23 protein-coding genes and 4 tRNA genes are annotated in these 26442 nt (G+C 56.8%); 19 read left to right on the forward strand and 8 right to left on the reverse strand.

The genetic code is table 11. From position 1 onward, the window contains the following. Nucleotide 1: 1 nt before the first annotated feature. From wzxE to JEM67_RS01205, 9 genes are all read left to right on the forward strand, one after another. Nucleotides 2-1252, forward strand: a complete 1251-nt coding sequence (wzxE, locus tag JEM67_RS01165; protein ID WP_199636444.1) for a lipid III flippase WzxE — start codon at nt 2-4, stop codon at nt 1250-1252. Next, complete coding sequence (locus tag JEM67_RS01170) at nt 1249-2334, forward strand: TDP-N-acetylfucosamine:lipid II N-acetylfucosaminyltransferase (RefSeq protein WP_199636445.1); 1086 nt, start codon at nt 1249-1251, stop codon at nt 2332-2334. Before wzxE ends, JEM67_RS01170 begins: the two co-directional genes overlap by 4 nt. Next, nucleotides 2331-3707, forward strand: a complete 1377-nt coding sequence (gene wzyE / locus JEM67_RS01175) for an ECA oligosaccharide polymerase (RefSeq protein ID WP_199636446.1) — start codon at nt 2331-2333, stop codon at nt 3705-3707. Before JEM67_RS01170 ends, wzyE begins: the two co-directional genes overlap by 4 nt. Before the next feature lie 14 nt (nt 3708-3721). Continuing rightward, nucleotides 3722-4462 carry a lipopolysaccharide N-acetylmannosaminouronosyltransferase gene (gene wecG / locus JEM67_RS01180; RefSeq protein ID WP_013811044.1) on the forward strand — a complete coding sequence of 247 codons (741 nt, stop codon included), beginning with the start codon at nt 3722-3724 and terminating at the stop codon, nt 4460-4462. Nucleotides 4463-4831: 369 nt separating this feature from the next. Next, nucleotides 4832-6235 carry a bifunctional threonine/serine APC transporter ThrP gene (thrP, locus tag JEM67_RS01185; RefSeq protein WP_013811045.1) on the forward strand — a complete coding sequence of 468 codons (1404 nt, stop codon included), beginning with the start codon at nt 4832-4834 and terminating at the stop codon, nt 6233-6235. Between the two features lie 135 nt (nt 6236-6370). Then, nucleotides 6371-6447, forward strand: a tRNA-Arg gene (locus JEM67_RS01190). 59 nt (nt 6448-6506) lie between these two features. Beyond that, a tRNA-His gene (locus tag JEM67_RS01195) sits at nt 6507-6582 on the forward strand. A gap of 43 nt (nt 6583-6625) precedes the next feature. Beyond that, nucleotides 6626-6712: transfer RNA gene (locus JEM67_RS01200), tRNA-Leu, on the forward strand. A 75-nt stretch (nt 6713-6787) separates the two neighbouring features. Continuing rightward, a tRNA-Pro gene (locus JEM67_RS01205) sits at nt 6788-6864 on the forward strand. 806 nt (nt 6865-7670) lie between these two features. Here the strand turns inward: JEM67_RS01205 and hemY are convergent. The 4 genes from hemY to hemC are packed head-to-tail and all read right to left on the reverse strand — an operon-like array spanning nt 7671 to nt 11694. Further along, on the reverse strand, nt 7671-8864 hold the full coding sequence (gene hemY / locus JEM67_RS01210) for a protoheme IX biogenesis protein HemY (RefSeq protein WP_013811046.1): 1194 nt from the start codon (nt 8862-8864) through the stop codon (nt 7671-7673). 3 nt (nt 8865-8867) lie between these two features. Further along, on the reverse strand, nt 8868-9992 hold the full coding sequence (gene hemX, locus JEM67_RS01215) for a uroporphyrinogen-III C-methyltransferase (protein WP_199636447.1): 1125 nt from the start codon (nt 9990-9992) through the stop codon (nt 8868-8870). Nucleotides 9993-10015: 23 nt separating this feature from the next. After that, on the reverse strand, nt 10016-10756 hold the full coding sequence (gene hemD / locus JEM67_RS01220) for a uroporphyrinogen-III synthase (protein ID WP_004950904.1): 741 nt from the start codon (nt 10754-10756) through the stop codon (nt 10016-10018). After that, complete coding sequence (gene hemC / locus JEM67_RS01225; protein WP_199636448.1) at nt 10753-11694, reverse strand: hydroxymethylbilane synthase; 942 nt, start codon at nt 11692-11694, stop codon at nt 10753-10755. Before hemC ends, hemD begins: the two co-directional genes overlap by 4 nt. 315 nt (nt 11695-12009) lie before the next feature. On the opposite strand from hemC, the gene JEM67_RS01230 reads away from it, so the two are divergent. Beyond that, nucleotides 12010-14562 carry a class I adenylate cyclase gene (locus tag JEM67_RS01230; protein ID WP_199636449.1) on the forward strand — a complete coding sequence of 851 codons (2553 nt, stop codon included), beginning with the start codon at nt 12010-12012 and terminating at the stop codon, nt 14560-14562. 35 nt (nt 14563-14597) lie between these two features. On the opposite strand, the gene cyaY is transcribed toward JEM67_RS01230, so the two are convergent. Beyond that, complete coding sequence (gene cyaY / locus JEM67_RS01235) at nt 14598-14918, reverse strand: iron donor protein CyaY (protein ID WP_006318320.1); 321 nt, start codon at nt 14916-14918, stop codon at nt 14598-14600. A 78-nt stretch (nt 14919-14996) separates the two neighbouring features. On the opposite strand from cyaY, the gene lptM reads away from it, so the two are divergent. From lptM to uvrD, 6 genes are all read left to right on the forward strand, one after another. Then, nucleotides 14997-15203: an LPS translocon maturation chaperone LptM gene (gene lptM, locus JEM67_RS01240; RefSeq protein ID WP_304621744.1), complete on the forward strand. Its 207-nt coding sequence runs from the start codon at nt 14997-14999 to the stop codon at nt 15201-15203. A gap of 72 nt (nt 15204-15275) precedes the next feature. After that, on the forward strand, nt 15276-16100 hold the full coding sequence (gene dapF / locus JEM67_RS01245) for a diaminopimelate epimerase (RefSeq protein ID WP_004950915.1): 825 nt from the start codon (nt 15276-15278) through the stop codon (nt 16098-16100). Next, the gene (locus tag JEM67_RS01250; RefSeq protein WP_013811051.1) at nt 16097-16801 is read left to right on the forward strand and encodes a DUF484 domain-containing protein; all 705 of its coding nucleotides are present in this window, start codon (nt 16097-16099) and stop codon (nt 16799-16801) included. Before dapF ends, JEM67_RS01250 begins: the two co-directional genes overlap by 4 nt. Continuing rightward, on the forward strand, nt 16798-17709 hold the full coding sequence (gene xerC / locus JEM67_RS01255; RefSeq protein WP_199636451.1) for a tyrosine recombinase XerC: 912 nt from the start codon (nt 16798-16800) through the stop codon (nt 17707-17709). Before JEM67_RS01250 ends, xerC begins: the two co-directional genes overlap by 4 nt. Continuing rightward, nucleotides 17709-18425: a 5-amino-6-(5-phospho-D-ribitylamino)uracil phosphatase YigB gene (gene yigB / locus JEM67_RS01260; RefSeq protein ID WP_199636452.1), complete on the forward strand. Its 717-nt coding sequence runs from the start codon at nt 17709-17711 to the stop codon at nt 18423-18425. Before xerC ends, yigB begins: the two co-directional genes overlap by 1 nt. A gap of 78 nt (nt 18426-18503) precedes the next feature. Beyond that, nucleotides 18504-20666 (forward strand): DNA helicase II, encoded by a 2163-nt coding sequence (gene uvrD, locus JEM67_RS01265; protein ID WP_006318315.1) that lies wholly within the window; start codon nt 18504-18506, stop codon nt 20664-20666. A 229-nt stretch (nt 20667-20895) separates the two neighbouring features. On the opposite strand, the gene JEM67_RS01270 is transcribed toward uvrD, so the two are convergent. Continuing rightward, on the reverse strand, nt 20896-21369 hold the full coding sequence (locus JEM67_RS01270) for a WbuC family cupin fold metalloprotein (protein ID WP_199636453.1): 474 nt from the start codon (nt 21367-21369) through the stop codon (nt 20896-20898). Nucleotides 21370-21817: 448 nt separating this feature from the next. Here JEM67_RS01270 and corA point away from each other — a divergent pair, with 448 nt between their 5' ends. Together corA and JEM67_RS01280 are read left to right on the forward strand one after the other, a co-directional pair. Further along, on the forward strand, nt 21818-22768 hold the full coding sequence (gene corA, locus JEM67_RS01275) for a magnesium/cobalt transporter CorA (protein ID WP_004950926.1): 951 nt from the start codon (nt 21818-21820) through the stop codon (nt 22766-22768). A gap of 110 nt (nt 22769-22878) precedes the next feature. After that, nucleotides 22879-23937, forward strand: a complete 1059-nt coding sequence (locus JEM67_RS01280) for an AbrB family transcriptional regulator (RefSeq protein WP_199636454.1) — start codon at nt 22879-22881, stop codon at nt 23935-23937. Here JEM67_RS01280 and rarD read toward each other — a convergent pair. After that, nucleotides 23929-24816, reverse strand: coding sequence for an EamA family transporter RarD (rarD, locus tag JEM67_RS01285; protein ID WP_199636455.1), 888 nt, complete (start codon nt 24814-24816; stop codon nt 23929-23931). The two genes, JEM67_RS01280 and rarD, sit on opposite strands and share 9 nt — an antisense overlap. A gap of 64 nt (nt 24817-24880) precedes the next feature. Then, the gene (locus tag JEM67_RS01290; protein WP_013811057.1) at nt 24881-25351 is read right to left on the reverse strand and encodes a thioesterase family protein; all 471 of its coding nucleotides are present in this window, start codon (nt 25349-25351) and stop codon (nt 24881-24883) included. Nucleotides 25352-25555: 204 nt separating this feature from the next. Here JEM67_RS01290 and pldA point away from each other — a divergent pair, with 204 nt between their 5' ends. Further along, on the forward strand, nt 25556-26434 hold the full coding sequence (gene pldA / locus JEM67_RS01295; RefSeq protein ID WP_013811058.1) for a phospholipase A: 879 nt from the start codon (nt 25556-25558) through the stop codon (nt 26432-26434). The last annotated feature ends 8 nt before the right edge of the window (nt 26435-26442 follow it).

Raw genomic sequence — 26442 nt, forward strand, 5'->3', positions numbered from 1 at the left:
GATGTCGTTGGCAAAAGCATCGATTTGGACCGCCGGCTCCACGCTGATAAAAATTGGCGTGGGGTTATTGGTGGTGAAGCTGCTGGCGGTGGCGTTTGGCCCCAGCGGTGTTGGGCAGGCGGGTAACTTCCGTCAGTTGATCACCGTGCTGGGCGTGTTGTCCGGTGCCGGGATTTTTAACGGCATCACGAAATACGTTGCCGAATACCATCAGGATCCGCAGCGGTTGCGCCTGGCGGTCGGTACAGCGTCGACTATCGTGCTGGGCTTCTCCACGCTGTTGGCGCTGGTGTTTTTATTCGCAGCCGTTCCCATCAGCATCGCGCTGTTCGGTCACGCCGAGTATGTGAGCGTGGTGCGTGCGGTAGGCTTTATTCAGATGGGTATCGCCTACGCCAACCTGTTTATGGCGGTGCTGAAAGGCTACCGCGATGCGATGGGCAACGCGTTGGCGGTGATTGGCGGCAGCCTGATTGGCGTGGTGGCGTACTACCTGTGCTTTAAACTGGGCGGTTATGAAGGCGCTCTGGCAGGATTGGCGCTGGTGCCGGCATTGGTGGTATTGCCTGCCGGCTTCATGTTGTGGCGGCGCAAAACCCTGCCGCTGAGCTATTTGTCTCTGGCCTGGGACAAGGCGCTGGCCAGTCATCTCGGCAAGTTCACCATTATGGCGCTGATCACCTCAGTGACGCTGCCGGTGGCCTATGTGATGATGCGTAACCTGCTGGCCAGCCATTACAGTTGGGAGGAGGTGGGGATTTGGCAGGGTGTCAGCAGCATTTCCGACGCTTATCTGCAGTTTATCACCGCTTCATTTACCGTCTACCTGCTGCCAACGCTGTCGCGGCTGAAGGAAAAAAGCGCCATCTCGCAGGAGATCGTACGTTCGCTGAAGTTTGTGCTGCCCGCCGTAGCGGCGGCAAGTTTCACCGTCTGGCTGCTGCGCGATTTCGCCATCTGGTTGTTGTTCACGGACAAGTTCGTCGCCATGCGCGATCTGTTCGCCTGGCAATTGGTGGGCGATGTACTGAAGGTGGGCGCTTATGTCTTTGGTTACCTGGTTATCGCCAAGGCATCGCTGCGTTTTTACATTCTGACGGAAGTCAGCCAATTTCTGCTGCTGACGCTGTTTTCGCACTGGCTGATACCGCTGCACGGCGCATTGGGTGCGGCGCAGGCTTACATGGCAACCTACATTGTGTATTTCGCGCTCTGTAGTTGCGTATTTCTTCTTTATCGTAGACGAGTATGACCATACTGATTCACGTATTGGGTTCTGATATCCCGCATCACAATCAGACGGTGCTGCGTTTCTTCAACGACGTGTTGGCGAAGCGCCTGCCGTCCGAACAGACACGCCATTTTATGGTAGCAGCCAGAGACGTAGCGGCGCTGGGCGATTTTCCCGAGTTGAGCATCGAGGCTTTCCCGGATAAAAAAAGCCTGGCGGCGGCGGTGATTACCCGCGCTCAGGCCGATCGTAATCAGCGTTTCTTCCTGCATGGCCAGTTTAATCCTACGCTGTGGCTGGCGTTGCTGAGCGGTAAAATCAAAGCTCGCCAGGTGAGCTGGCATATCTGGGGCGCGGATCTGTACGAGGACGCCACCAGTTGGAAATTCCGCCTGTTCTATGTGCTGCGCCGCATCGCGCAAGGGCGGGTGGGGCGTGTATTTGCGACCCGCGGCGACGTGATCCATTACCAGCAGCGCCATGCGCGCGTGCCGGCCTCCCTGTTGTATTTTCCAACGCGAATGGACCCGGCCCTGACCGGCATCAGCGTGGAGAAGAGCCTGGCCGGACCCATGACCATTCTGGTAGGGAATTCCGGCGATCGCACCAACCGTCATGTTGAAGCGCTGAAAGCGATCCACCAGCAGTTCGGCGCGGACGTGCGCGTGATCCTGCCGATGGGTTATCCGGCCAACAACGACGCCTATATCGACCAGGTGCGTACCGCCGGGCTGCAATGGTTCAGCGACAAGAACCTGCAGTTGCTGACGCAGCAGGTGGCATTCGACGATTACCTGAACATCCTGCGCGAATGCGATCTCGGTTATTTTATTTTTAACCGCCAGCAGGGTATCGGTACCCTGTGTTTGCTGATTCAGTTCGGTGTGCCGTTCGTGCTTAGCCGGCAGAACCCGTTCTGGCAGGATTTGGCGGAGCAGCATCTGCCGGTACTGTTCTATGGCGATTCGCTGGATGAAGCGGTGGTGCGCGAGGCGCAGCGCCAACTGGCGTCGGTAGATAAACAGGCGATCGCCTTCTTTAATCCAAACTACGTCGATGGCTGGCAACAGGCATTGGCGCTGGCTGCGGGGGAAGGCTCATGACGTTGGCGCAATTTGGCGGATTGTTTGTCGTCTATCTGGTCAGCGTGCTGTTTATTCTTACGCTGACTTATCAGGAATTTCGGCGTATCCGCTTTAACTTCAACGTTTTCTTTTCCCTGCTGTACTTGCTGACGTTTTACTTCGGCTTTCCGCTGACGTGTTTGCTGGCGTTTCAGTTCGACGTCGAGGTGGTGCCGGTCGAGTTCTTGCTGTACGCCATTCTCTCCGCTACCGCGTTTTACGCGATTTATTACGTCAGCTATAAAACCCGGCTGCGTAAGCCCAGCGTACGGCCGCGTAAGCCGGTATTTACCATGAACCGGGTGGAAACCAATCTGACCTGGATATTGCTGGCGCTGGTGGCGATCGGTACCGTGGGCATTTTCTTCATGCAAAACGGTTTCCTGCTGTTCAAGCTCAACTCTTATAGCCAGATTTTTTCCAGCGATGTATCTGGCGTAGCGCTCAAGCGGTTCTTCTATTTCTTTATTCCGGCAATGCTGGTGGTGTATTTCCTGAAACAGGATCTGCGTGCCTGGTTCTTCTTCTTGGCGGCTACGGTGGCCTTCGGCATCCTGACCTACGTGATTGTCGGCGGCACCCGCGCCAATATCATCATCGCTTTCTCGCTGTTTTTGTTTATCGGCATTGTCCGCGGCTGGATCTCGCTGTGGATGCTGGTGGCCGCCGGCGTGTTCGGCATCGTCGGCATGTTCTGGCTGGCGTTAAAACGTTATAGCCTCGACGTCAGTGGCTCTGAAGCGTTTTACACCTTCCTTTACCTGACGCGAGATACCTTCTCGCCATGGGAAAACCTGGCGCTGTTGCTGCAAAACTACGACAAAATCGACTTCCAGGGATTGGCGCCGATTGTGCGTGATTTTTACGTGTTCATTCCGGCTTGGCTGTGGCCGGGCCGTCCGGATACGGTGCTGAATACCGCCAACTACTTCACCTGGGAAGTGCTGGATAACCATTCCGGCCTGGCGATCTCACCGACGCTGATCGGGTCGCTGGTGGTGATGGGCGGTGCGTTGTTCATCCCTGTCGGTGCCGTGCTGGTTGGCATGATCATCAAATGGTTCGACTGGCTGTACGAAATGGGCAAAAGCGAGCCTAACCGCTACAAGGCGGCCATATTGCAGAGTTTCTGCTTTGGCGCGGTGTTCAACATTATCGTATTGGCGAGGGAAGGCGTGGATTCGTTTGTCTCGCGGGTGGTGTTCTTCTGCCTTATTTTTGGTGCCTGTCTGTTGATGGCGAAATTGCTGTACTGGCTGTTTGACACTGCCGGTTTGATTAAGGCACGGGTGCTGCGTTCACGCAGGCTGACATCGCCGGTATCCTCCCCACGCGCCGACGGCCTTCTGTAAGGATAAGAATAACGATGGAAGCAACGATTAGGGTTCCCAAATATGAGCTGCGCGGTTTCAGCCTTTGGGGATTTCGCGATATGGCGCAATGCATGGATTTTCTGTTTGACGGCGGCCAGGTAAAGCAGGGCACTCTGGTGGCGATGAACGCAGAAAAGATACTGAAGGCGGAGGAAGATGTTGCGTTGCATGCGTTGCTGGACGAAGCGGAATACAAATATGCCGACGGTATCAGCATGGTGCGATCAATCCGCCGCAAATATCCGGGTGCCGAGGTGTCGCGTGTAGCGGGAGCCGATCTGTGGGAAGCGCTGATGCAGCGTGCCGGTCGTGAGGGGACGCCGGTGTTCCTGATTGGCGGCAAACCTTCGGTACTGGCGGAAACCGAGCAGAAGCTGCGCAGCCAGTGGAATGTGAACCTGGTCGGCAGTCAGGATGGTTACTTCAAGCCTGAACAGCGCGATGCGCTGTTTGAACGCATCCGCGTCAGCGGTGCCGCTATAGTGACGGTTGCCATGGGATCGCCGAAACAGGAAATCCTGATGCGCGACTGCCGCAAGGTGCATCCGCAGGCATTGTATATGGGCGTAGGCGGGACCTACGACGTGTTCACCGGTCATGTGAAACGCGCGCCAAGGGTTTGGCAGAATCTTGGTCTGGAGTGGCTCTACCGGCTGCTCAGTCAACCCAGCCGGATTGGCCGTCAGTTGAAACTGCTGAAGTTTGTGAGTTACTACTACCGCGGCAAGATGTGATAACGACGTCGGGGTGTTTAGTGCTGCCCTGACGTATTCGCTTGTTCAAATAACCTGCTTTATGACGTATTAGCCGCACCTCTATAACCTCAGACCCTAAACCCACCCTCATTTATTCCATAAAGTTTTAAGCTGCGGTTTGCTTATAGCAGCAAAATGCGAAACGATACCGTCCGGAAATTATCCCCAGCCGCTGGCACCCGGTGCGGTAGTGCTGAACGACGTTTTTCTCGCCGTAAGATCGCCCCGATCACACATTGATGTCAGCCAAAGCGGCGGGGGATGATTTACTCTATTTTAATTAAAAAACAATAACGACCGGCAGCGGCCGGCATGCAAACACAATCAAAAAAACATCATTGAGGATCTATGGCACACAAAGAAAAACCGCAAGGACTGCACCGGGGGCTCGAGGCCCGGCATATTGAGCTGATTGCTCTGGGTGGCACCATCGGCGTCGGTCTGTTTATGGGGTCGGCCAGCACGCTGAAATGGGCGGGGCCGTCGGTCTTGTTGGCCTATATCATCGCCGGGCTGTTCGTGTTCTTTATTATGCGATCGATGGGCGAAATGCTGTTCCTGGAGCCGGTAGCGGGCTCTTTTGCCGTTTATGCGCATAAATATATGGGGCCGTATTTCGGTTACCTCACTGCCTGGGGCTATTGGTTTATGTGGATTGCCGTTGGCATTTCCGAAATCACTGCCATTGGGGTCTATGTCCAGTTCTGGTTCCCGGAAATCCCGCAGTGGGTGCCGGCGCTGATCGCCGTGGCGATGGTGGCGTTGGCCAACCTGGCGGCGGTGCGCCTGTACGGCGAGCTGGAGTTCTGGTTTGCCATGATTAAGGTGACCACCATCATTGTGATGATTCTGGTGGGACTGGGAGTGATCTTCTTTGGCTTTGGCAACGGCGGTCAGCCGATCGGTTTTGCCAATCTTACGCAGCATGGCGGCTTCTTTGCCGGCGGCTGGAAGGGCTTCCTGTTCGCGCTGTGTATTGTCGTGGCGTCCTATCAGGGGGTTGAGCTGGTCGGCATTACCGCCGGCGAGGCCAAGAACCCGCAGGTCACGCTGAAACGCGCGATTAACAATATCCTGTGGCGTATTCTGATCTTCTATGTCGGCGCCATCTTTGTCATCGTCACTATCTTCCCTTGGAACGGTATCGGGACTACCGGCAGCCCGTTCGTGCTGACCTTCGCCAAGATCGGTATCGTTGCCGCCGCCGGTATCATTAACTTCGTGGTGCTGACTGCGGCGCTGTCCGGCTGCAACAGCGGCATGTACAGCGGTGGCCGCATGCTGTACGCGCTGGCCAAGAACCGTCAACTGCCCGCTTCGTTGACCAAATTGTCCGCCAGCGGCGTGCCGGTGAACTGCATTGCCGTGACCATCGTCTGTCTGCTGGTCGGCTCCGGGCTGAACTACCTCATTCCGAATCCGCAGCAGGTGTTTGTTTATGTCTACAGCGCCAGCGTGCTGCCTGGCATGGTGCCGTGGTTTGTGGTGCTGATCAGCCAGCTGTATTTCCGTCGCGCTCATAAAGAAGCGATCAAAACCCACAGCTTCAAGTCAGTGATGTTCCCGTATGTGAACTATCTGACCATCGCTTTCCTGGTCTGCGTGCTGATTGGCATGGGAATTAACCCGGATACACGCATTTCTTTGTTGGTCGGGGCGATTTTCTTGGCAGCTGTTAGCCTGTGCTACTTTGCTTTCGGCATGCACAAGAAACATCATCCGGCTGAAAAGCGGGCAGAAATGCAGCAATAACCGGTGAAAAGGGGCTACGGATAGCGCTTTCCTGCGCGGGAGTGAGCAAAGCGTAATCAAACGCAACATTTCTGCGAAAAAGCACTAGACAGGATTGGGTTAAATCCGTAGTATCCCCTCCCGCAACGGCGCTATGCGCCCGTAGCTCAGCTGGATAGAGCGCTGCCCTCCGGAGGCAGAGGTCTCAGGTTCGAATCCTGTCGGGCGCACCATTAAGTTTGTGTGCAAGAGCTGCGGTGGTAGTATTACCGCGTGAAGTTAAGAAGTAATGGTGGCTATAGCTCAGTTGGTAGAGCCCTGGATTGTGATTCCAGTTGTCGTGGGTTCGAGTCCCATTAGCCACCCCACTTCCTAAGAGAAGTGAAGAATTGTAAGCTGTTTTGTGACTGTGCGAAGGTGGCGGAATTGGTAGACGCGCTAGCTTCAGGTGTTAGTGTTCTTACGGACGTGAGGGTTCAAGTCCCTCTCTTCGCACCACACAAAATGTCTGATAAATTTTAATATTTACATAGACATAAGCGATAAGATTCAGTAGTATGTGCAACAAGAAATCGGCGAGTAGCGCAGCTTGGTAGCGCAACTGGTTTGGGACCAGTGGGTCGGAGGTTCGAATCCTCTCTCGCCGACCACTTTCAGAAAAGCCCGTTCAGCAATGAACGGGCTTTTCGCTTTCTGTAATCCGCACTTTCTATTTTCTTCAGCCTTGTCCTTGTCCTTGTCCTTCCTGTCTGCGTATTTTGGCACGTCGTTGGGTTTCAGCGACATGGGCATCATGCATTGTCGTCAAGTTGAGACATATAACATGATGATTTTGTTTGATAAAAATTACTTTGGCTTAAGTCGTCGTTCTAAGGCGACATAGTTAACTGTGACAGACCAAGAGAAGGGGGCAGGAGAGCGAACCGCGCTATCGATGTGAAAATAATTAAATGTTTTGTAATTCAATAGAATAGTGGTTTTTATGCAAGGTCCGGCGCGCATTTTCCAGAAGTTGGCACGGCTTGTGCAATATCTATTCTGTAGATGCTCATTCCACCTCTTATGTTCGCCTTAGGCTTCATAAACCCTGGGAATGATGCAGAGCCGATTTAGGGTGCCTATTGTCCACCAGAACGATGTCAGCGTTGCTTGCAACTGCAGACATCACACTCCGGGCATAACGTTGAGTGAGGCACCGCCCCTGTTGTCCTAGACCTGATTGCTTTTTTATACACTTGCCACTGCGGCAAGTGTTTTTTTTTGCCTAATACCCATCATATTTGAAGCCACAGCCGCGTTGACTGCGCGCTCTCACCCCAGTCACTTGGTTGACCAAGCTCCTGGGGATTCGTGAGCTTGCCGCCTTGCTGTGACTCCAACTATCTTGGGTATAAGCAACGTTGGATAAAAAAGGCGCGACCAGGGGGCGCGCCTTGAGGACAATACATTGCCAGCGTTACTCGCCGTTATGCTTCAGGGTCAGCATTAGCCCTTCACGTCGCATTTGAGCGGCCTCGTCCGAACGGTGCAGCTTATCCAGCACATCAGCCAGCCAGGCGTAGTCGTAGGCATCCGGACGCTGTTTCAGCGCTTCCCGGAATGCGTCGGCGGCCTGTTGCCATTCACCGTGTTTCATCAACAGTTGACCTAGCGTGCTGTTCAGCAGCGGTGTAGCGCCATGTTGTTTGACCTGCTGACGCAGCGCTTTTTCCAACTGTTCCGGGTTGCCGGACTTCAGGCGCGGGATCAGCAACACCAGACGTTCGTCATACTGACGCTTCAGGCTGTCGAGCACGATTTCCTGCGCCATTTCGTGGTCATTGCATTCGATCAGGTGTTCCACCATCGCGATTTGCAGCGGGACTTCATGGCGGGTTTTGCGGCTCTGATCTTTCCACCAGCGCTTCAGGCCATCGCTGCCCTCGTCCGCCATCGCCTGATTCATCAGGCCGATGTAAGCCTGTTGTTGCAGCGCTTGCAGCTCAGCTTCGGTGTGCAAATTGATTTTGCCCATCGACGGCAGAATTTCCAGCAGTGAGGCAAAGGCGCCGGTGCGCAGATAAGCCTGCTCTGCCAGACGCAAGACCTCCGGATGACGCGGTGCCTGGTTCAGCAGACGATCGACGCCGTGACGTGCCGCATGGTTTTCCCCCTGCGCCAGTTGAATGCGCACCCGCGTGATATCTACCGGTAACTGATCGGTATCGGCGGCCTCGGCGGCGCGCTCCAGATACTGATTGGTACGGAAATCATCACCGCGTTGCTGTGCGGCTTCGGCAGCCAGCAGATAGTTCACTACCGGCTGTTCGGCATGGTCGGCATTGCGCGTCAGCAGTTTTTCAACCTGCTTGTAATCCCCTTCAGCCAGCTTGATCAGCGCGGCTTTGGTTTGCTTGCGCGCCCGGCTGCGTTTGCGGCCAAGGAACCAGCCGCGGGTACGGGCGCCGGTACGGAAGATGCGGCGCAGGATCCATTCGATCGCCAGCAGCACGATAAAGAGCAGGACTGCCATGATCACCAGGCCGGTGACGCTGGTTTCGACATTGTAGTTATCGGTCTGGATCAGTACATAGCCCTGATGGCCGGCCAGCATCGGCCCGACAACCACGCTTGCGATCAGTACCAGGAACAGAAATAGCACGCGTAACATGGCTTACCCCTCCTGATGAGCGGCAGGGGACTGGGTCAGCAGATTGCGCACCCGGGTCTGCATCAGTTTTTCCAGCAATGGCTGGCTTTTCAACTGATCCGGCACGTCCATGGAGATCGACTGCTGGCTCAGGCTATCCAACTCTTCCAGAAAAGCTTTGGTGGCGGGGTCGGTGGTGTCGAAGTAGGCGCGTACCCAGGTGGAGATGGTTTCCAGCGACTGTTTGTACGTCTCATTCTGATGGCGCGGGATAGCTTGCGCAGCCACCAGCAGGCGCGAACGGATATTTTCGCGCAGATAGATGTCCTGATTCGGCGCCAGCAGCGGTTCGGCGCTGGCATCGCGGCGGCGGACGGTAATAAAGTCGGCCATGAAATTGTGCCAGCTTTTGGTCAGGTTCTGCCGCCATTCGCCAATCGAGCTGGAAAGCTCGCTGCTGTCCTGATCCATTGGCGCTTCGTCGCTGTTGTTATCCGCCAGACGCAGATTGTCGACCTGGTTAGACAGCTGATTGGTCTTGAGAATGATGCCGTCGAAATCGACCTGGGTCAGGGTGGACAGCGTGCTGATATCTTCGGTGATGGCGCGACGAACCTCGAGCAGGCTGGGGTCGTTCATGTCCGCCAGGCTGGCATCGGCACTTTTCAACAGCGTCGCCGCACTGGTCACGTCCTGATCGCTCCACAGCTTGCGCCCGGCCATTTTCACCAGGAAGTCGGCCTGCGCCAGTAGCCAGGTTTTGGCATCGCTGCCGGAGATGGTCGCGACCTTTTCCTGCAGCTCGTTAAGCTGCCGGGCCAGAGTGGCCTGCTCGCGGTCGGCGGCGTCCAGCGTTTTGCCCTGTTGTTGCAACAGACCTTCCAGCGCGTTTCTTTCCTGCTGCTGGCTCTGTTTCAGCCCGTCAAGCTGTTGCTGCAAAGCTTGGTTGGCGGCGATGAGCCGTTGCGCCTGCTGATGTGTGTGGTAATAGCCGCCCGCGCCCAGTGCGATAACCAGCACGATAGCGATCGCGCCGAGCACAGGACCGGTATTTTTCCCTTTGCGGCGGTCAGCGTCTGGCTGCTGGGAGGTCTCAACCGCTGGGGTGGGTTCTTCAACCGGGGCGGATGGGGTATTTTGTTCCGTCATAGTGGTACATCCCATAGTCAGGTTTATTGTAGCGCGCGGATCAGCGCGTCATTATCGGCGTTATCAGCTACCCGAATCATGCTCCAGCCCAATTCCTGGGCGAGGGTAGCCAGGCGTTCACTCACTACTACCAGGCGGCAACGTAACAGCCACGAAGAACGATAGTAGTCAGGAACTAAAGTATAGAGCTGTTGTAACATTTCACCGCTGGTGACGACCAGCGTATCAACACCGGCACGCTGCCAGTGGGCGCTTTGCTCACTGCCATCATAGTGCACCGGGCTGCGTTGATAACATTCATAATAGCTGACGTTGGCGCCACGCTCGCTCAACCGGTCGCCGAGCAACTCGCGCCCGCCGTTGCCGCGCAGGATAAGCGCCTGCTTGCCGTCCAGCTTCTGCAACGCCGGCAGCAGCAACAGCGTTTCACTGATCTGCTGCTCACGCGGGTACTCCACCGGCAGGCTGCTGATGCGGTGCATCGCCAGCCCGGTTGCCCGGCCAATGGCATAATAGGTCAGACGTGCCGGCCATGTCAGCCCGGCGCGGCCAATGACCGAGTTGGCGTAGTTCACCGAATGCTGCGACACGACAAACACCAGATCGCCATCATTAAGTTGTTGCAACGCCTGCGGCAGTTTGGGCAGATCGCGGCCAGGGGCGAAATCGATCAACGGGGCATGATAGGCAACCCGGCCGAGTGCGCGCAGGCGGCTCACCAGTTGTTCTCCAAAAGGAGAAGGGCGGGTTACCAGAATCGTCATGCCGGGGGATTTCCCTGATAAACGTCGTGCAGGATTTCACGTGCGCCACGCGCCAGCAGTTCTTCCGCCAGCTCAACGCCCATTTGTTCGGCCAGGGCCGCCGGGCCGCGACGTTCGCCGCGCACCATCTGGCTACCGTCCGGTGAGCCGACCAAGGCTCTTAGCCACAGGCTGTCGCCTTCCAGTTCGGCATAGCTGCCGATCGGCACCTGACAACCGCCTTCCAGCCGCGTATTCATCGCCCGTTCAGCGCGCACGCGGATATCGGTTGCGGTGTGATTGAGCGGTGCGAGCAGCGCACGGGTGGCGTCATCGTCGAGACGGCATTCGATGCCCACCGCGCCCTGACCGACGGCCGGCAGGCACTCTTCGGGGCTCAATGGGCTGCGGATACGCTGCTCCAGTCCCAGGCGTTTCAACCCGGCGACCGCCAGAATAATGGCGTCGTAATCACCGTTATCCAACTTGGCCAGGCGGGTACCGACGTTGCCGCGCAAATCGCGCACGATCAAATCCGGCCGGCGTTCGCGCAACTGGCTCTGACGGCGCAGGCTTGAGGTGCCAACCACGCTGCCCTGCGGCAACTGATCGAACGAGGCAAAACGATTGGAAACAAAGGCGTCGCGCGGATCGTCACGCTCACAAATGGTCACCAGGCCCAGGCCTGCGGGGAAATCTATCGGGACATCTTTCATCGAATGGACGGCGATATCGGCGCGGCCTTCCAGCAACGCCAACTCAAGTTCTTTAACAAACAGGCCTTTACCGCCGACTTTCGCCAGCGGCGTATCCAGAATAATGTCGCCCTTTGTGACCATTGGCACCAGTTCAACCTGCAGGCCGGGGTGGCTGGCCATCAGGCGCTGTTGCACATAATGTGCTTGCCAGAGTGCTAGCGGGCTTTGTCGGGTGGCAATTCGAATAATTTTGTCTAACATGCTTGTTACCGTTTTTATAATTCGCCGTTTATCCTACCACTGAGTGCGAAAACTGTCAGTGCAAGAAGCCACAGGCGAAGAAAGGACAACGGAATCAACGGGACGTGTGATGTATTTTGGGGCAGTTGACACTGCGGGTAAATCGTTTAGAGAAGCGCTACAATAATAGTGGAGCGTTACCTCCTTTACGGTCAATCAGCAAGGTGTTAAATTGATCACGTTTCCAACAATAAGTTGCCAAATATTCTTCCAACACTAACGGCGCTTATGGAATACGGGTTTTTTCTAAACACCGGGATAATCAGGCGAGACGTCTTGTACCTCTACATCGAGACACTGAAGCAGAGACTGGATGCGATCAACCAATTACGAGTCGATCGCGCCCTAGCGGCCATGAAACCCGCGTTTCAACGGGTATACAGTCTGCTGCCTACCTTACTGCACCACCATCACCCACTGATGCCGGGCTATCTGAACGGTAACGTTCCCCACGGCGTTTGCCTCTACACGCCTGATGAAACCCAGCAAGATTACCTCAACGATTTAGAAGACAAATGGGGCAGCCCGTTTGACAAGTTGGCCAGCGGTGAGCTGCCGATTACCGGCGTTTACTCCATGGGCAGCACTTCGTCTATCGGCCAAAGCTGCAGCTCGGATCTCGACATCTGGGTGTGCCATCAGTCCTGGCTGGATAACGAAGAGCGTAGCCGTCTGCAGGAAAAATGCAGCCTGTTGGAAAAATGGTCGGCGTCGATGGGCGTAGAAGTCAGCTTCTTCCTGATCGATGAAAACCGCTTCCGCCATAACGAAAGCGGCAGCCTGGGTGGCGAGAACTGCGGATCCACCCAACATATCCTGCTGCTGGACGAGTTTTACCGCACCGCGGTGCGCCTGGCCGGCAAACGTATTTTGTGGAACATGGTGCCGGGCGAAGAAGAAGCGCATTACGATGAGTATGTGCTGTCGCTGTATTCGCAAGGCGCGTTGACGCCGAACGAATGGCTGGATCTCGGCGGCCTGAGCACATTGTCGGCGGAAGAATATTTTGGCGCCAGCCTGTGGCAGTTGTACAAGAGCATCGATTCGCCTTACAAGGCCGTGCTGAAGACTTTGCTGCTGGAAGCCTATTCCTGGGAATACCCGAATACCCAACTGCTGGCGATGGACATTAAACACCGCCTGCATGAAGGCGAGATCGTCTGCTTCGGGCTTGATTCCTACTGCATGATGCTCGAACGCGTTACGCATTATCTGAACCAAATCAACGACACCACCCGCCTCGATCTCGTCCGCCGCTGTTTTTATCTGAAAGTCTGTGAAAAACTGTCGCGCGCTAACGCCTGCGTCGGCTGGCGCCGCGAAATCCTTAGCCAGTTGGTCAGCGAATGGGGCTGGGACGAAGAGCGCCTGGCTATCCTGGATAACCGTGCCAACTGGAAGATCGAACGGGTGCGTGAAGCGCACAACGAGCTGCTGGATGCGATGATGCAGAGTTACCGCAACCTGATCCGCTTTGCGCGTCGTAACAACCTCAGCGTCAGCGCCAGCCCGCAGGATATTGGTGTACTCACCCGCAAGCTGTATGCGGCGTTTGAAGCCCTGCCCGGCAAAGTAACGCTGGTGAACCCGCAGATCTCACCGGACCTGTCGGAAAACGACTTAACCTTTATTCATGTGCCGATTGGCCGCGCCAACCGTACCGGTTGGTATCTGTACAATCAGGCGCCGGCGATGGATTCCATCGTCAGCCACCAACCGCTGGAATATAACCGCTACCTGAACAAGCTGGTGGCCTGGGCTTATTTCAACGGCCTGCTGACGCCGCAGACCCGCCTGCACATCAAGAGCGGCAACCTGTGCGACACGGCCAAACTGCAGGAACTGGTAACCGACGTATCGCACCACTTCCCGCTGCGCCTGGCGGCACCGACACCGAAAGCGTTGTACAGCCCGTGTGAAATCCGCCATTTGGCGATTATCGTCAATCTGGAAAACGATCCAACCGCCGCTTTCCGCAACCAGGTGGTGCATTTCGATTTCCGCAAGCTCGACGTGTTCAGCTTCGGCCAGCAGCAGCAATGTCTGGTGGGCAGTATCGATTTGCTGTACCGCAACTCATGGAACGAAGTGCGTACCCTGCATTTCAGCGGTGAGCAATCGGTGCTGGAAGCGCTGAAGACCATTCTCGGTAAAATGCATCAGGACGCTGCGCCCCCGGAATCGGTGGAGGTGTTCTGCTACAGCCAGCACCTGCGCGGTCTTATCCGTACCCGCATACAGCAACTGGTGTCGGAATGCATAGAGCTGCGTCTGTCCAGCACCCGTCTGGAACCGGGCCGCTTCAAAGCGGTGCGCGTCGCCGGCCAGACCTGGGGTCTGTTCTTTGAGCGCCTGAGCGTATCGGTGCAAAAGCTGGAGAACGCGGTGGAATTCTACGGCGCCATTTCCAACAACAAATTGCACGGCCTGTCGATCAAAGTGGAAACCGATCAGGTGCACTTGCCGCCGGTAGTGGATGGTTTCGCCAGTGAGGGGATCATTCAGTTCTTCTTCGAAGACACGTCGGACGATAAAGGCTTTAACATCTATATTCTGGATGAGTCTAACCGGGTGGAGGTTTACCACCATTGTGAAGGCAGTAAAGAGGAGTTGGTGCGTGACGTGAGCCGTTTCTATTCTTCTTCACACGATCGCTTCACTTACGGTTCCAGCTTTATCAACTTCAACCTGCCGCAGTTCTACCAGATAGTTCAGCTGGATGATCGTATCCAGGTGATCCCGTTCCGCAGCAATGTCCTGTCGAGCCTGTGCGTTACCCTGGTCGATGGTGCCGCTCAGCCGCTGAAGCAGCAATTCCAGTTGCATTGATTCCGTAGGGCAAGCCCTACGGAATCAGCGGCTTATCAGGCAAAATGCACGTCTTCGCCGGCCTGTGCGCTGGCCGCTTCGCTGAGCAACGGATAGAACCCGCGATCGCTGCGATCGCAGAACCAGGCGCCGTCCCGGTAGTTAAAGTGATAGCCGCCGGTTTTGGTTGCCAGCCACACCTGATGCAACGGCTCCTGACGGTTGATCACAATTTTGGTGCCATTTTCGAAACTTAACGTCATTACGCCGCCGTTAGTTTCGTAATCGATGTCCGCATCGCCGTCAAAATCGTCCAGTGTCTCTTCAATATTAAGCATCAGTTGGTCAGCCAACTGGTGAAACTCACTGTCGTTCATAATCAATTCCTATTGCTTTTCATGATCCACCTGCGATTATAGAGATCTTGGACGCATGAATTACAGGCATTAATGCAAATGAAAAAACAACTACGCTATGCGCTGATGGCAGTTCTGCTTGCCGGGCTCTCTGGCTGCGGTCTGAAAGGCCCGCTGTATTTCCCACCGGCCGAACCTGGTAGCCAGAAATCGGCCACTCCGCCTGTACAAACGGGCGATCAGGTACAGAAAAATCAGCAGGAAACCTCTGTCTCTCAGCAAAAACCGTCGATGAGCGACCAGTAACACCTGATTTGCGGTGGCGGGGCGTCGCCGCAAACCCAAGACGGATAGCGCGTCCAGATAGCGGAGTATGATATGCAGTTCTCCAAAATGCACGGTCTGGGCAACGACTTTATGGTGGTCGATGCCGTTACACAGAATGTCTATTTTTCACCTGAACTGATCCGCCGATTGGCCGATCGGCACTTGGGCGTTGGCTTTGACCAGATGCTGGTGGTAGAACCGCCTTACGATCCGGAACTTGATTTCCACTACCGCATTTTCAACGCCGACGGCAGTGAAGTGGCGCAGTGCGGTAACGGCGCCCGCTGTTTCGCCCGCTTTGTGCGGCTGAAAGGGTTGACCAACAAACGCGACATCCGCGTCAGCACCCAAACCGGGCGCATGGTGCTCAGCGTCACCGACGACGATCTGGTGTGCGTGAATATGGGCGAACCGAATTTTGATCCTCAGGCTGTGCCGTTTCGCGCCACCAAAGAGGAAAGGACATACATCATGCGTGCGGCGGAACATACGGTGCTGTGCGGCGTGGTGTCGATGGGCAATCCGCATTGTGTTTTACAGGTGGATGATGTAAAAACCGCCAAGGTAGAGCTGCTTGGGCCAGTGCTGGAAGGGCATGAGCGCTTCCCGGAACGGGCCAATATCGGTTTTATGCAAATCGTCAGTCGTGAACACATCAAGCTGCGGGTCTATGAGCGCGGCGCCGGTGAAACGCAGGCCTGCGGCAGCGGAGCCTGTGCGGCAGTGGCAGTGGGGATTCAACAGGAATTGCTGTCAGAAGAAGTGCATGTAGAACTGCCGGGCGGCAGCCTGCATATTCGCTGGAAAGGGCCGGGCAACCCGCTGTTTATGACCGGTCCGGCAACCCATGTATATGACGGATTTATTCATCTATGAAGAGTGTTGAGGACCAGGCTGTCACGGGCATTGAGCTTGATGACGACGCCGTAATGCAGTTTTTGCTGCAAAACCCGGATTTCTTTATTCGCAATGCGCGTTTGGTTGAACAGATGCGCGTCCCCCATCCCGTTCGCGGAACCGTGTCGCTGGTCGAGTGGCATCTGGCGCGCCAGCGCAACCATATTGGCCGGCTCGAAGAAGAGATCACCCTGCTGATGGAGCAGGCCAGCGCCAATGAAACGCTGTTTGCCAGCTTGCTGCATCTGCAGGCCAATCTGGCGACCGCCAGCAGTCTGCAAGACATGCTCAACCGCCTGCAACGCTGGGCGCGTGGTTTCGGTTTGGCCGGCGCCAACATCCGCCTGTTTTCCGAAAGCTGGAAAATCGGCGCGCCTTCCGACTTCACCCATCTTGCCCTGACGCGTTCGTCGTTTGAACCGCTGCGTATTCAGCGCCTGGGTGACCAACAGCATTTCCTCGGCAGCCTGAATGGCCCCGAGCTGTTGTTGCTGCTGCCGCAGGCCAAGCTGGTTGGCTCGGTCGCGTTGTCGATGTTGGGCGAAGACGGCGAACTGGGCATGGTGATTTTCAGCAGCCGCGATACGCAACACTATCAGCAGGGTATGGGCACCGTGATGCTCAATCAGTTGGCGCGCATGCTGCCTGAACTGCTGGAACGCTGGATAGAACGAGCATGACCCCGGTAGCGGCCAGCCTGCAACAGCCGGTGGACGCTTTCCTGCGCTATCTGAAGGTTGAGCGTCAGCTCAGCCCGCTCACTCAGCTCAGCTATTCTCGCCAACTGCAGGCGCTGATGGCGCTGGCGCAGGAGATGGGCGTGACTGAATGGCCGTCGCTGGACGCCGCAAAAGTCCGCATGCTGGCGGCACGCAGTAAACGCGCGGGCCTGCAGTCTTCCAGCCTTGCGCTGCGCTTGTCTGCGTTGCGCAGCTTCCTCGACTGGCAGGTTAGCCAGGGCGCGTTGGTCGCCAATCCCGCCAAAGGTATCCGAACGCCACGCAGCGGTCGTCATCTGCCGAAAAATATCGATGTCGATGAAGTGAATCAGCTGTTGAATATCGATCTTAACGATCCGCTGGCGGTGCGCGATCGCGCCATGCTGGAGGTGATGTACGGCGCCGGGTTGCGTCTGTCGGAGTTGGTGGGGCTGGATTGCCGTCATGTCGATCTGGCCGCCGGTGATATCTGGGTGCTGGGCAAGGGCAGCAAAGAACGCAAACTGCCGATTGGTCGCACCGCCGTTACCTGGCTGGAGCACTGGTTGGCGATGCGTGACCTGTTCGGCCCGACAGACGACGCGATGTTCCTGTCCAATCAGGGAAAACGTATCTCAACCCGCAACGTGCAAAAGCGTTTTGCCGAGTGGGGCGTCAAGCAGGGCGTTAACAGCCATATTCATCCGCACAAGCTGCGCCATTCGTTTGCGACCCATATGCTGGAGTCGAGCGGCGACCTGCGTGCTGTGCAGGAACTGCTCGGCCACGCCAACCTCACCACCACCCAAATCTATACCCACCTCGACTTTCAACATCTGGCGAACGTGTACGATGCTGCGCATCCGCGCGCCAAACGGGGGAAATCCTGATGCATTTCTATCGTCCTCTGCGCCCGCTGGCGGCGCTGACCTTTGATCTGGACGACACGCTGTACGACAACCGCCCGGTGATCAGGCAGACCGAGCTGCAGTCGGTAGCCTTTCTGCAGAATTATCATCCTGGGTTGAACCACTTTCAGTCGGCGGATTTTCATCGTCTTCGCCAGGAGCTGCGCGAGCAGGATCCGGAGATTTATCACGACGTCACCCAGTGGCGCTGGCGCGCTATTCATCTGGCGCTGAGCCGTCAGGGGCTGCGGGATGCCGAGGCTGCCGTCGGCGCTGACGCGGCGATGCAGAACTTTGCGTTGTGGCGCAGCCGCATCGAGGTGCCGGAGGCGACTCACGCCACGTTGAAAGCGCTGGGGGAGCGTTTCCCGCTGGTGGCGATCACCAACGGCAATGCCGATCCGGCGCTGTGCGGGCTGGACGGTTACTTCCAGTTTGTGCTGCGTTCCGGGCCGGATGGTCGCGCCAAACCCTATCAGGACATGTACCGGTTGGCCGCAGAACGGTTAGGGGTCCCCGCCGAGCGCATTCTGCACGTTGGCGATGATTTGACCACTGACGTTGCCGGGGCCTTGCACTCAGGCCTGCAGGCTTGCTGGATCAACGACCGCCAACGCAACCTGATGCAGGCCGCGGACAGCCGCTTGCTGCCACATATTGAGATTTCGCAGTTGGCATCGCTGACAGCATTGTTATAATCCCTGCCAGAACTCTGTATAAATTCCCAGTGGAAAACGCGTCCCAGGCGCGTTTTCCCTTACCAATTAATGGTGCCTATGGACGTTTCCGATCTGCTCGACAGCCTGAATGAAAAACAACGCGAAGCCGTGGCGGCGCCACGCTGCAACCTGTTGGTGTTGGCCGGCGCGGGCAGCGGTAAAACCCGGGTGCTGGTACATCGCATCGCCTGGCTGCTGTCGGTAGAGAACTGCTCGCCGTATTCGATTATGGCGGTGACGTTCACCAACAAAGCGGCGGCGGAAATGCGCCACCGTATCGAACACCTGATTGGCACCAGCCAGGGCGGCATGTGGATCGGCACCTTCCACGGCCTGGCTCACCGGTTGCTGCGCGCCCACCATATGGACGCCAATCTGCCGCAGGATTTCCAAATCCTCGACAGCGACGACCAGTTTCGCCTGCTGAAGCGCATCGTTAAGGCGCTGAATATCGACGAAAAACAATGGCCGCCGCGTCAGGCGATGTGGTACATCAACGGCAAAAAAGACGAGGGGCTGCGCCCGCAGCACGTTGAAACCTATAACAACCCGGTGGAGGCGACCTGGTTGCGTATCTATCAGGCCTATCAGGAAGCTTGCGACCGTGCCGGGCTGGTGGACTTTGCCGAACTGCTGCTGCGTGCCCATGAGCTGTGGCTGAACAAGCCGCATATCCTCAATCACTACCGCGAGCGCTTCACCAACGTATTGGTGGACGAGTTCCAGGATACCAACAGCATCCAATACGCCTGGATCCGCCTGCTGTCCGGTAATAACAGCAACGTGATGATCGTCGGCGACGATGACCAGTCAATTTACGGCTGGCGCGGCGCTCAGGTGGAAAACATCCAGCGTTTCCTGAAGGATTTCCCCGGTGCGCAAACTGTGCGTCTGGAACAGAACTACCGTTCGACCAGCAATATCCTGAAGGCCGCCAATACCCTGATCGCCAACAACGGCGGGCGCATGGGTAAAAATCTGTGGACCGAGGGGGCCGAAGGCGAACCTATCTCCATCTATTGCGCGTTCAACGAACTCGACGAGTCGCGCTTTGTCGTTGGCCGCATCAAAACCTGGCAGGAAAACGGCGGTGCGCTGAATGACTGCGCGATACTCTACCGCAGCAATGCCCAGTCGCGCGTGCTGGAAGAGGCGCTGTTGCAAACGGCCATGCCGTACCGCATTTATGGCGGGCAGCGCTTCTTCGAACGTCAGGAAATCAAGGACGCGTTGGCCTATTTACGGCTGATCGCCAACCGTAACGACGACGCGGCGTTTGAGCGCGTGGTGAATACCCCGACGCGCGGCATTGGCGACCGAACGCTGGACGAAGTGCGCCGCACGGCGCGCGATCGCCAACTGACGCTGTGGCAGGCCACTCGTGCGCTGTTGCAGGACAAAGTGCTGGCCGGGCGTGCGGCGTCCGCGCTGCAACGTTTTACCGAATTGGTGGATTCCCTGGCGCACGAAACCGCAGATATGCCGCTGCATGTGCAGACCGACCGGGTGATCCGCGATTCGGGGCTGTTCATCATGTATGAGCAGGAAAAGGGTGAAAAAGGTCAGGCGCGTATCGAAAACCTTGAGGAGTTGGTGACGGCAACGCGGCAGTACAGCTATCAGGATGAAGATCAGGATCTGATGCCGCTGCAGGCGTTTTTGTCACATGCCGCGCTGGAGGCGGGCGAGGGGCAGGCCGATGCCTATCAGGATGCGGTGCAACTGATGACCCTGCACTCCGCCAAGGGGCTGGAGTTTCCGCTGGTGTTTATCGTCGGTATGGAAGAGGGGATGTTCCCGAGCCAGATGTCGCTGGACGAAGGCGGCCGACTGGAAGAAGAGCGCCGGCTGGCCTACGTTGGCCTGACGCGCGCCATGCAGAAATTGACGCTGACCTATGCCGAAACGCGCCGTTTGTACGGCAAAGAGGTTTATCACCGGCCTTCACGTTTTATCGGCGAACTGCCGGAAGACTGTGTGGAAGAAGTGCGGCTGCGCGCCAGCGTATCGCGGCCAGTGAATCACCGCCGCATGGGCACGCCGATCAGCGAAAACGACACCGGCTACAAGCTTGGCCAGCGGGTGCGCCATCCCAAGTTTGGCGAGGGTACCATCGTCAATCTGGAAGGCAGCGGTGAACACAGCCGGTTGCAAATTGCCTTTCCGGGCGAAGGCATCAAGTGGCTGGTGGCGGCCTACGCCCGGCTGGAAACGGTGTAACTTATACTCATCATACTTCAAGCTGCATGCGTGTTGGCTGCGTTATTCGGCCCATCCCTGGGCCTCACCCCTGACGGGGCCGCTGCAAGCAGCGTTCAAATCTGCTCCCGGCTGATTTGTCGCTCACCCCAGTCACTTACCTGAGTAAGCTCCTGGGGATTCACGGCTTTGCCGCCTTCATGCAACTCGAATTATTTAGAGTATATCGGGTGCTGTTTGAGGAACCACCTCAGTGAGAGTAACTGTCGCCGATTTGTGCGGTCGCATACCAGCGCATCACCGCTTCGGTGCCCTCACCGCCTTCCGCCGGCGCCCATGACATGCAGTCTTCTTCCGACAGCGGCTGATATGGCCCCTGTTTCACTTCAAACACCACGCCACCCGCATCGACCGACAGCACCGCATGCCAGGTAAACGCCGGCATCTCCAGCACTTTGGTTTCTTCGCCGAGTAGTGTGCGATGGGTGACGACGCCGTCATCGTTGAATTGCAGCACGACAAAACGGCCGCGCAGCGGCGTCAGCAGCTCCCAGGTTTGCGGATGACGGTGTGGGCGGATATAGGTGCCCGGCTCCATGGCAATCGCCAAGCGCTGTACCGGATCGCTTAACTCTTCGTGTAATGTACGGTGCGCGCGCAGGCGCGCCACTTTGGCAGCCTGTTCGCTCATCGCGGTCAGGTCGTGGGCGGTAATCTGTTTCATCGGCTAAATCCGCAGGCTAATAGTGGCCTAATCTTAGCAACTTTCCCGGATGCGGTCAGAGATCGCCGCAGACTTTTTCTGCACGCTTTACTTCGGGTTAAGCGCGTTTTTTAAACCCGTGACAGCATGCTGAATTGTTGCGCAATTATCCTGTCTAACGTGTTGACAGGCTTTTTCTTCTCGGCGTAACATGCGCGCACGATTATCAATGAGGACATACGCCTTGGACACACCCAGTAGATACTGGCTCACTGACCTGGACAACAACAGGTACAACTTCTAAGGCTATCCCATTGAGCTGATGGCCTTCGTGGTTGTCGGCGACCCCGCAAAGCGTCGCTACGAGTCAGATCCTTCATGGTCTGAAACAAGCTGGTGATGCAACACCCCTCTGTTTCTGTGCTTCCACGCGTTGTCTGCACCTGTCACCGATAGGGAGTTTTGGCACATGCTAAGCGCGTTTAAATTAGATAACAGTCGCCTGTCCCGTCTGGAGTTGGATGACTCGGATGATCTCACCTCGTCACTGTGGGTTGATCTGGTTGAACCGGAAGAGGGCGAGCGTGAGCGCGTGCAAAACGAGCTGGGTCAAAGCCTGGCGACACGCCCGGAGCTGGACGACATCGAAGCCTCCGCGCGTTTCTTCGAAGATGAAGATGGCCTGCATATTCACTCCTTCTTCTATTTTGAAGATGCGGAAGATCACGCCGGCAACTCGACCGTGGCCTTCACCATTCGCGACGGCCGTCTGTATACCCTGCGCGAACGCGAACTGCCGGCGTTTCGTTTGTATCGCATGCGCGCCCGCAATCTGACGATGGTTGACGGCAATGCCTATGAGCTGTTGCTGGATCTGTTCGAAACCAAGATTGAGCAGTTGGCGGACGAGATCGAAAACATCTATAGCGATCTGGAAAAGCTCAGCCGGGTGATCATGGAAGGTCATCAGGGCGACGAATACGATGAAGCGCTGTCAACCTTGGCGGAACTGGAAGATATCGGCTGGAAAGTGCGTCTGTGTCTGATGGACACCCAACGCGCGCTTAACTTCCTGGTGCGCAAGGCGCGCCTGCCGACCGGCCAGTTGGAACAGGCGCGTGAAGTGCTGCGCGACATCGAATCCCTGCTGCCGCATAACGAATCGCTGTTCCAGAAGGTGAACTTCCTGATGCAAGCGGCGATGGGCTTTATCAATATCGAGCAGAACCGCATCATCAAGATTTTCTCGGTGGTCTCGGTGGTGTTCCTGCCGCCCACGCTGGTGGCTTCCAGCTACGGGATGAACTTTGAGTTCATGCCGGAGCTGAAGTGGTCGTTCGGTTATCCGGGCGCCATCAGCCTGATGATCCTCGCGGGGCTGGCCCCTTACCTGTACTTCAAGCGCAAGAACTGGCTGTAAGCCGGCGGGCGACCCGGTCGCCCGTTATTTCTGCGTTACCTCAACGCTTAGCCTGCTAAATAGGGGTACAATGACGCCTCGTCTCATCTGCCCGTAAGGCGTGAGTGTTGATGGAGAAGTTGCCCCGCTGGTCTCAATGGCTGCTCCTGCTGCTGGCTTCGCTGGCGCTGGGGTTTGGCCTGCAAACATTTCATATTCCCGCTGCGCTGTTGCTGGGACCGATGATCGTCGGCGTGGCGATGGGGTTGTTGGGTGCCACGGTGCGTATTCCCGCTCGCCTGTTTATCGTCGCGCAGGCGGTGCTGGGCTGCATGATTGCGCAAAGTCTTTCCCCCGCTATCCTCACGCCGTTACTCGACGACTGGCCACTGGTGCTGCTGGTACTCTTTGCCACGCTGGCGGCCAGCGGCGTTTCCGGCTGGTGTCTGGTGCGTTTCAGCGGGCTGCCGGGGCCGACCGGTGCCTGGGGTTCATCGCCTGGCGGCGCTTCGGCGATGGTGGCGATGGCAGGAGATTTCGGTGCAGATGTCCGGTTAGTGGCTTTCATGCAGTACCTGCGGGTGCTGTTTGTCGCGACGGCGGCGGCCATGGTGGCGCGGATTGGGCTGGGCGATGAGGCGGGCCACGGCAGCGTTGCGCTGGAATGGTTTCCGCCGCTGGATTGGCGTTTTCTCGCGACGCTGGGTATCGCCGTTGTCGGCGCCTGGCTGGGGCCCCGGCTGCGCATCCCTTCCGGTGCGCTGCTTTTACCGATGATTATCGGCGCAACGCTTCACTCCAGCGGCGCGATGGCGTTGCAGGTACCGGAATGGTTACTGGCGCTGGCTTATACCCTGATTGGCTGGAGCGTTGGATTGCGTTTTACCCGGCCGATATTTTTGCTGGCGTTGCGTACCTTGCCGCAGATGGTGGCGTCGATAGTGGCGCTGATGCTGTTTTGCGGGCTGCTGGCGTGGATGCTGACCCGCTTTCTGCCGGTGGATCTGATGACCGCCTATCTGGCGACCAGCCCGGGCGGGCTGGACACCGTGGCGATCATTGCGGCGGGCAGCCGGGTGGATATGTCCTTTGTGATGGCGATGCAGACGCTGCGGTTGTTCACCATTCTGCTGACCGGCCCGGCGATGGCCCGCTTCATTTCCAATCGGGCCTCGCCTGCGTCAACGTAATTTGCGTTGAGTGTAAAGTGCGTCGAGGATAAACAGCAGCAGTGCCGCCCAGATAAAGCCGAAGGTCACCAGTTTACCCTGGCCGATGGTCTCTCCGTAAAAAGTGACGGCCAGCAGGAACATCAGCGTCGGGCCGAGGTACTGGAAAAAGCCGAGTGTCGACAGGCGCAGGCGGGTCGCTGCGGCGGTAAAGAACAGCAGCGGTATGGTGGTGACGATGCCGGCTGCGACCAGCAGCAGGTTCAGCGACCACGGGTTGGCGCTCAGATGGCTGGTCGGGCTGTCGGCGAAAAGGAACAGGTACGCTGCCGCTACCGGCAATAACCACAGGGTTTCAATCAGCATGCCGGTCTGTGCGTCGATGGCGATCTTCTTGCGCAGCAGGCCGTAGAAGGCAAAGCTGAACGCCAGCCCCAGGCCGATAATCGGCAGTGACCCGAATTGCCATAGCTGAATCAACACGCCGGCAAATGCCAACACCACCGCCAACCACTGCATGCGGCGGAAACGCTCGCCCAGGAACAGCATCCCCAACAGCACGTTAACCAGCGGATTAATGAAATAGCCCAGGCTGGCTTCCAGCATATGGTGGTTATTCACCGCCCAGATAAACAGCAGCCAGTTACCGCCGATCAACACAGCGGTCACCGCCAGCAGCAGCAGCCGTTTGCGGTTGCGGCAGGCGGCGCGAACCTGCGGCCAGTTGCGGCCCAGCGTGATCAGCGCCAGCATAAAGAAGAAGGACCAAATGACCCGATGAGTGAGGATCTCATCGGCGGGTACCAGTTGAATCAGTTTGAAATAGGCCGGGGCGATGCCCCAAATAAAATAGGCGGCGAGAGCAAAGAAGATGCCCTGCCGCGTTTGCTGTGCGTCCATGACGATACTCGGATGGGTAAAACGGAGATGCGGTGAGTGTACTTAAGACGCTCACCGCACACAATCACCCGACCAGATAGGTGGCGGTGGCGCTGGCGATATGCAGGCCGTCGTGGTTATGCAGTTCGGCGCGGGCGACGGCCACTTTGTTGCCGCTGCGCAATACGCTGGCGGAGGCGACAAAATGCTCGCCGCGGCCGGGGCGCAGATAATCGACGCGCAGATCTATGGTTCCCATGCGCGACAGGCGGGAGGCCACTTCCTCTTCGATCAGCGGATCCATGCGCATCAGCACGCTCCCGGCGCAGGCCAACCCGGCGGCAACGTCCAGCACTGAAGCGATCACGCCGCCATGCAGGATCTTCTGGGCGGCGTTGCCCACCAGTTTGGGCTGATTGGTGAAGCTCAGTTCAACGTAGTCATCTTCAAAACGGCGTAGTTCAAGGCCCAGCTCGCGGTTAAACGGCATGTGATAAACAAAGATTTCGCCGATTTTCTGGCGTGCAGCATCGAGTGTCAGTGGTGTAGTGGACATAAATACCCGTTCTTTATTCAATAGAGTGAGGAGGTTATTAACTGGTCAGTCCAGGTTAATCGTTTGTTGATTTTATGCCTATATTTTGTTGCTTGCCAGACTAATCCAATAAATGCACGCCGCACTGCTGAAAAACCGCCTTTGTGTGTAAAATGGCCTGTTTTTAATTCAGAGTTTGTCATTTTTGTTGGAGTGGGGAACGTTATGCGCATTTTGTCAGGGATCGTTTTGGCCATGTTGGCAGTGCCACTGCTGGTGCAGGCGGAAGAGGCCAAAGAGCAGCAAATTCATGATAAACCCGCAGTGCGCGGCAGCATTATCGCCAACATGCTGCAGGATCACGACAACCCCTTCACGCTATATCCGTACGACACCAACTATGTGCTGTATACCGATACCAGCAATATCAACAAAGAGGCCATCAAGACCTACAACTGGGCCGAGAAGGCGCGCAAGGATGAAGTGAAATACCAGCTCAGCCTGGCCTTCCCGCTGTGGCGCGGCATTCTGGGCGACAACTCGGTGCTCGGCGCCTCTTATACTCAGCGTTCCTGGTGGCAGCTTTCCAATCACGGTGAGTCGTCGCCGTTTCGCGAAACCAACTACGAGCCGCAAGTATTCCTCGGCTGGGCGACAGATTACCGCTTTGCCGGCTGGACGCTACGCGACGTTGAAGTGGGCCTCAACCACCAGTCCAACGGGCGTTCGGATCCAACCTCCCGCAGCTGGAACCGCGGCTACGCGCGTTTTATGGCGCAGAACGGTAACTGGCAGGTGGATCTGAAACCCTGGTTCCGCTTCTCGGAAAGCGACAGCAGCGATGACAACCCGGATATCACCAAATACATGGGGTATTACCGTCTGAAAGTCGGTTACGCCTGGGGCGACAGCGTGTTCAGCGTCGACAGCCATTACAACTGGAACAGCGGCTACGGCGGTGCGGAACTGGGCTGGAGCTACCCGATCTCCAAACACGTGCGTTTCTACACTCAGGTGTTCAGCGGCTACGGCGAATCGCTGATTGATTACAACTTCCGGCAGACACGGGTTGGCGTTGGTGTCATGCTTAACGATATTATGTAATACGGCCG

Origin of the sequence: Serratia sp. PAMC26656 (genome assembly GCF_016469055.2) — a bacterium.
GTDB lineage: Bacteria > Pseudomonadota > Gammaproteobacteria > Enterobacterales > Enterobacteriaceae > Serratia > Serratia plymuthica.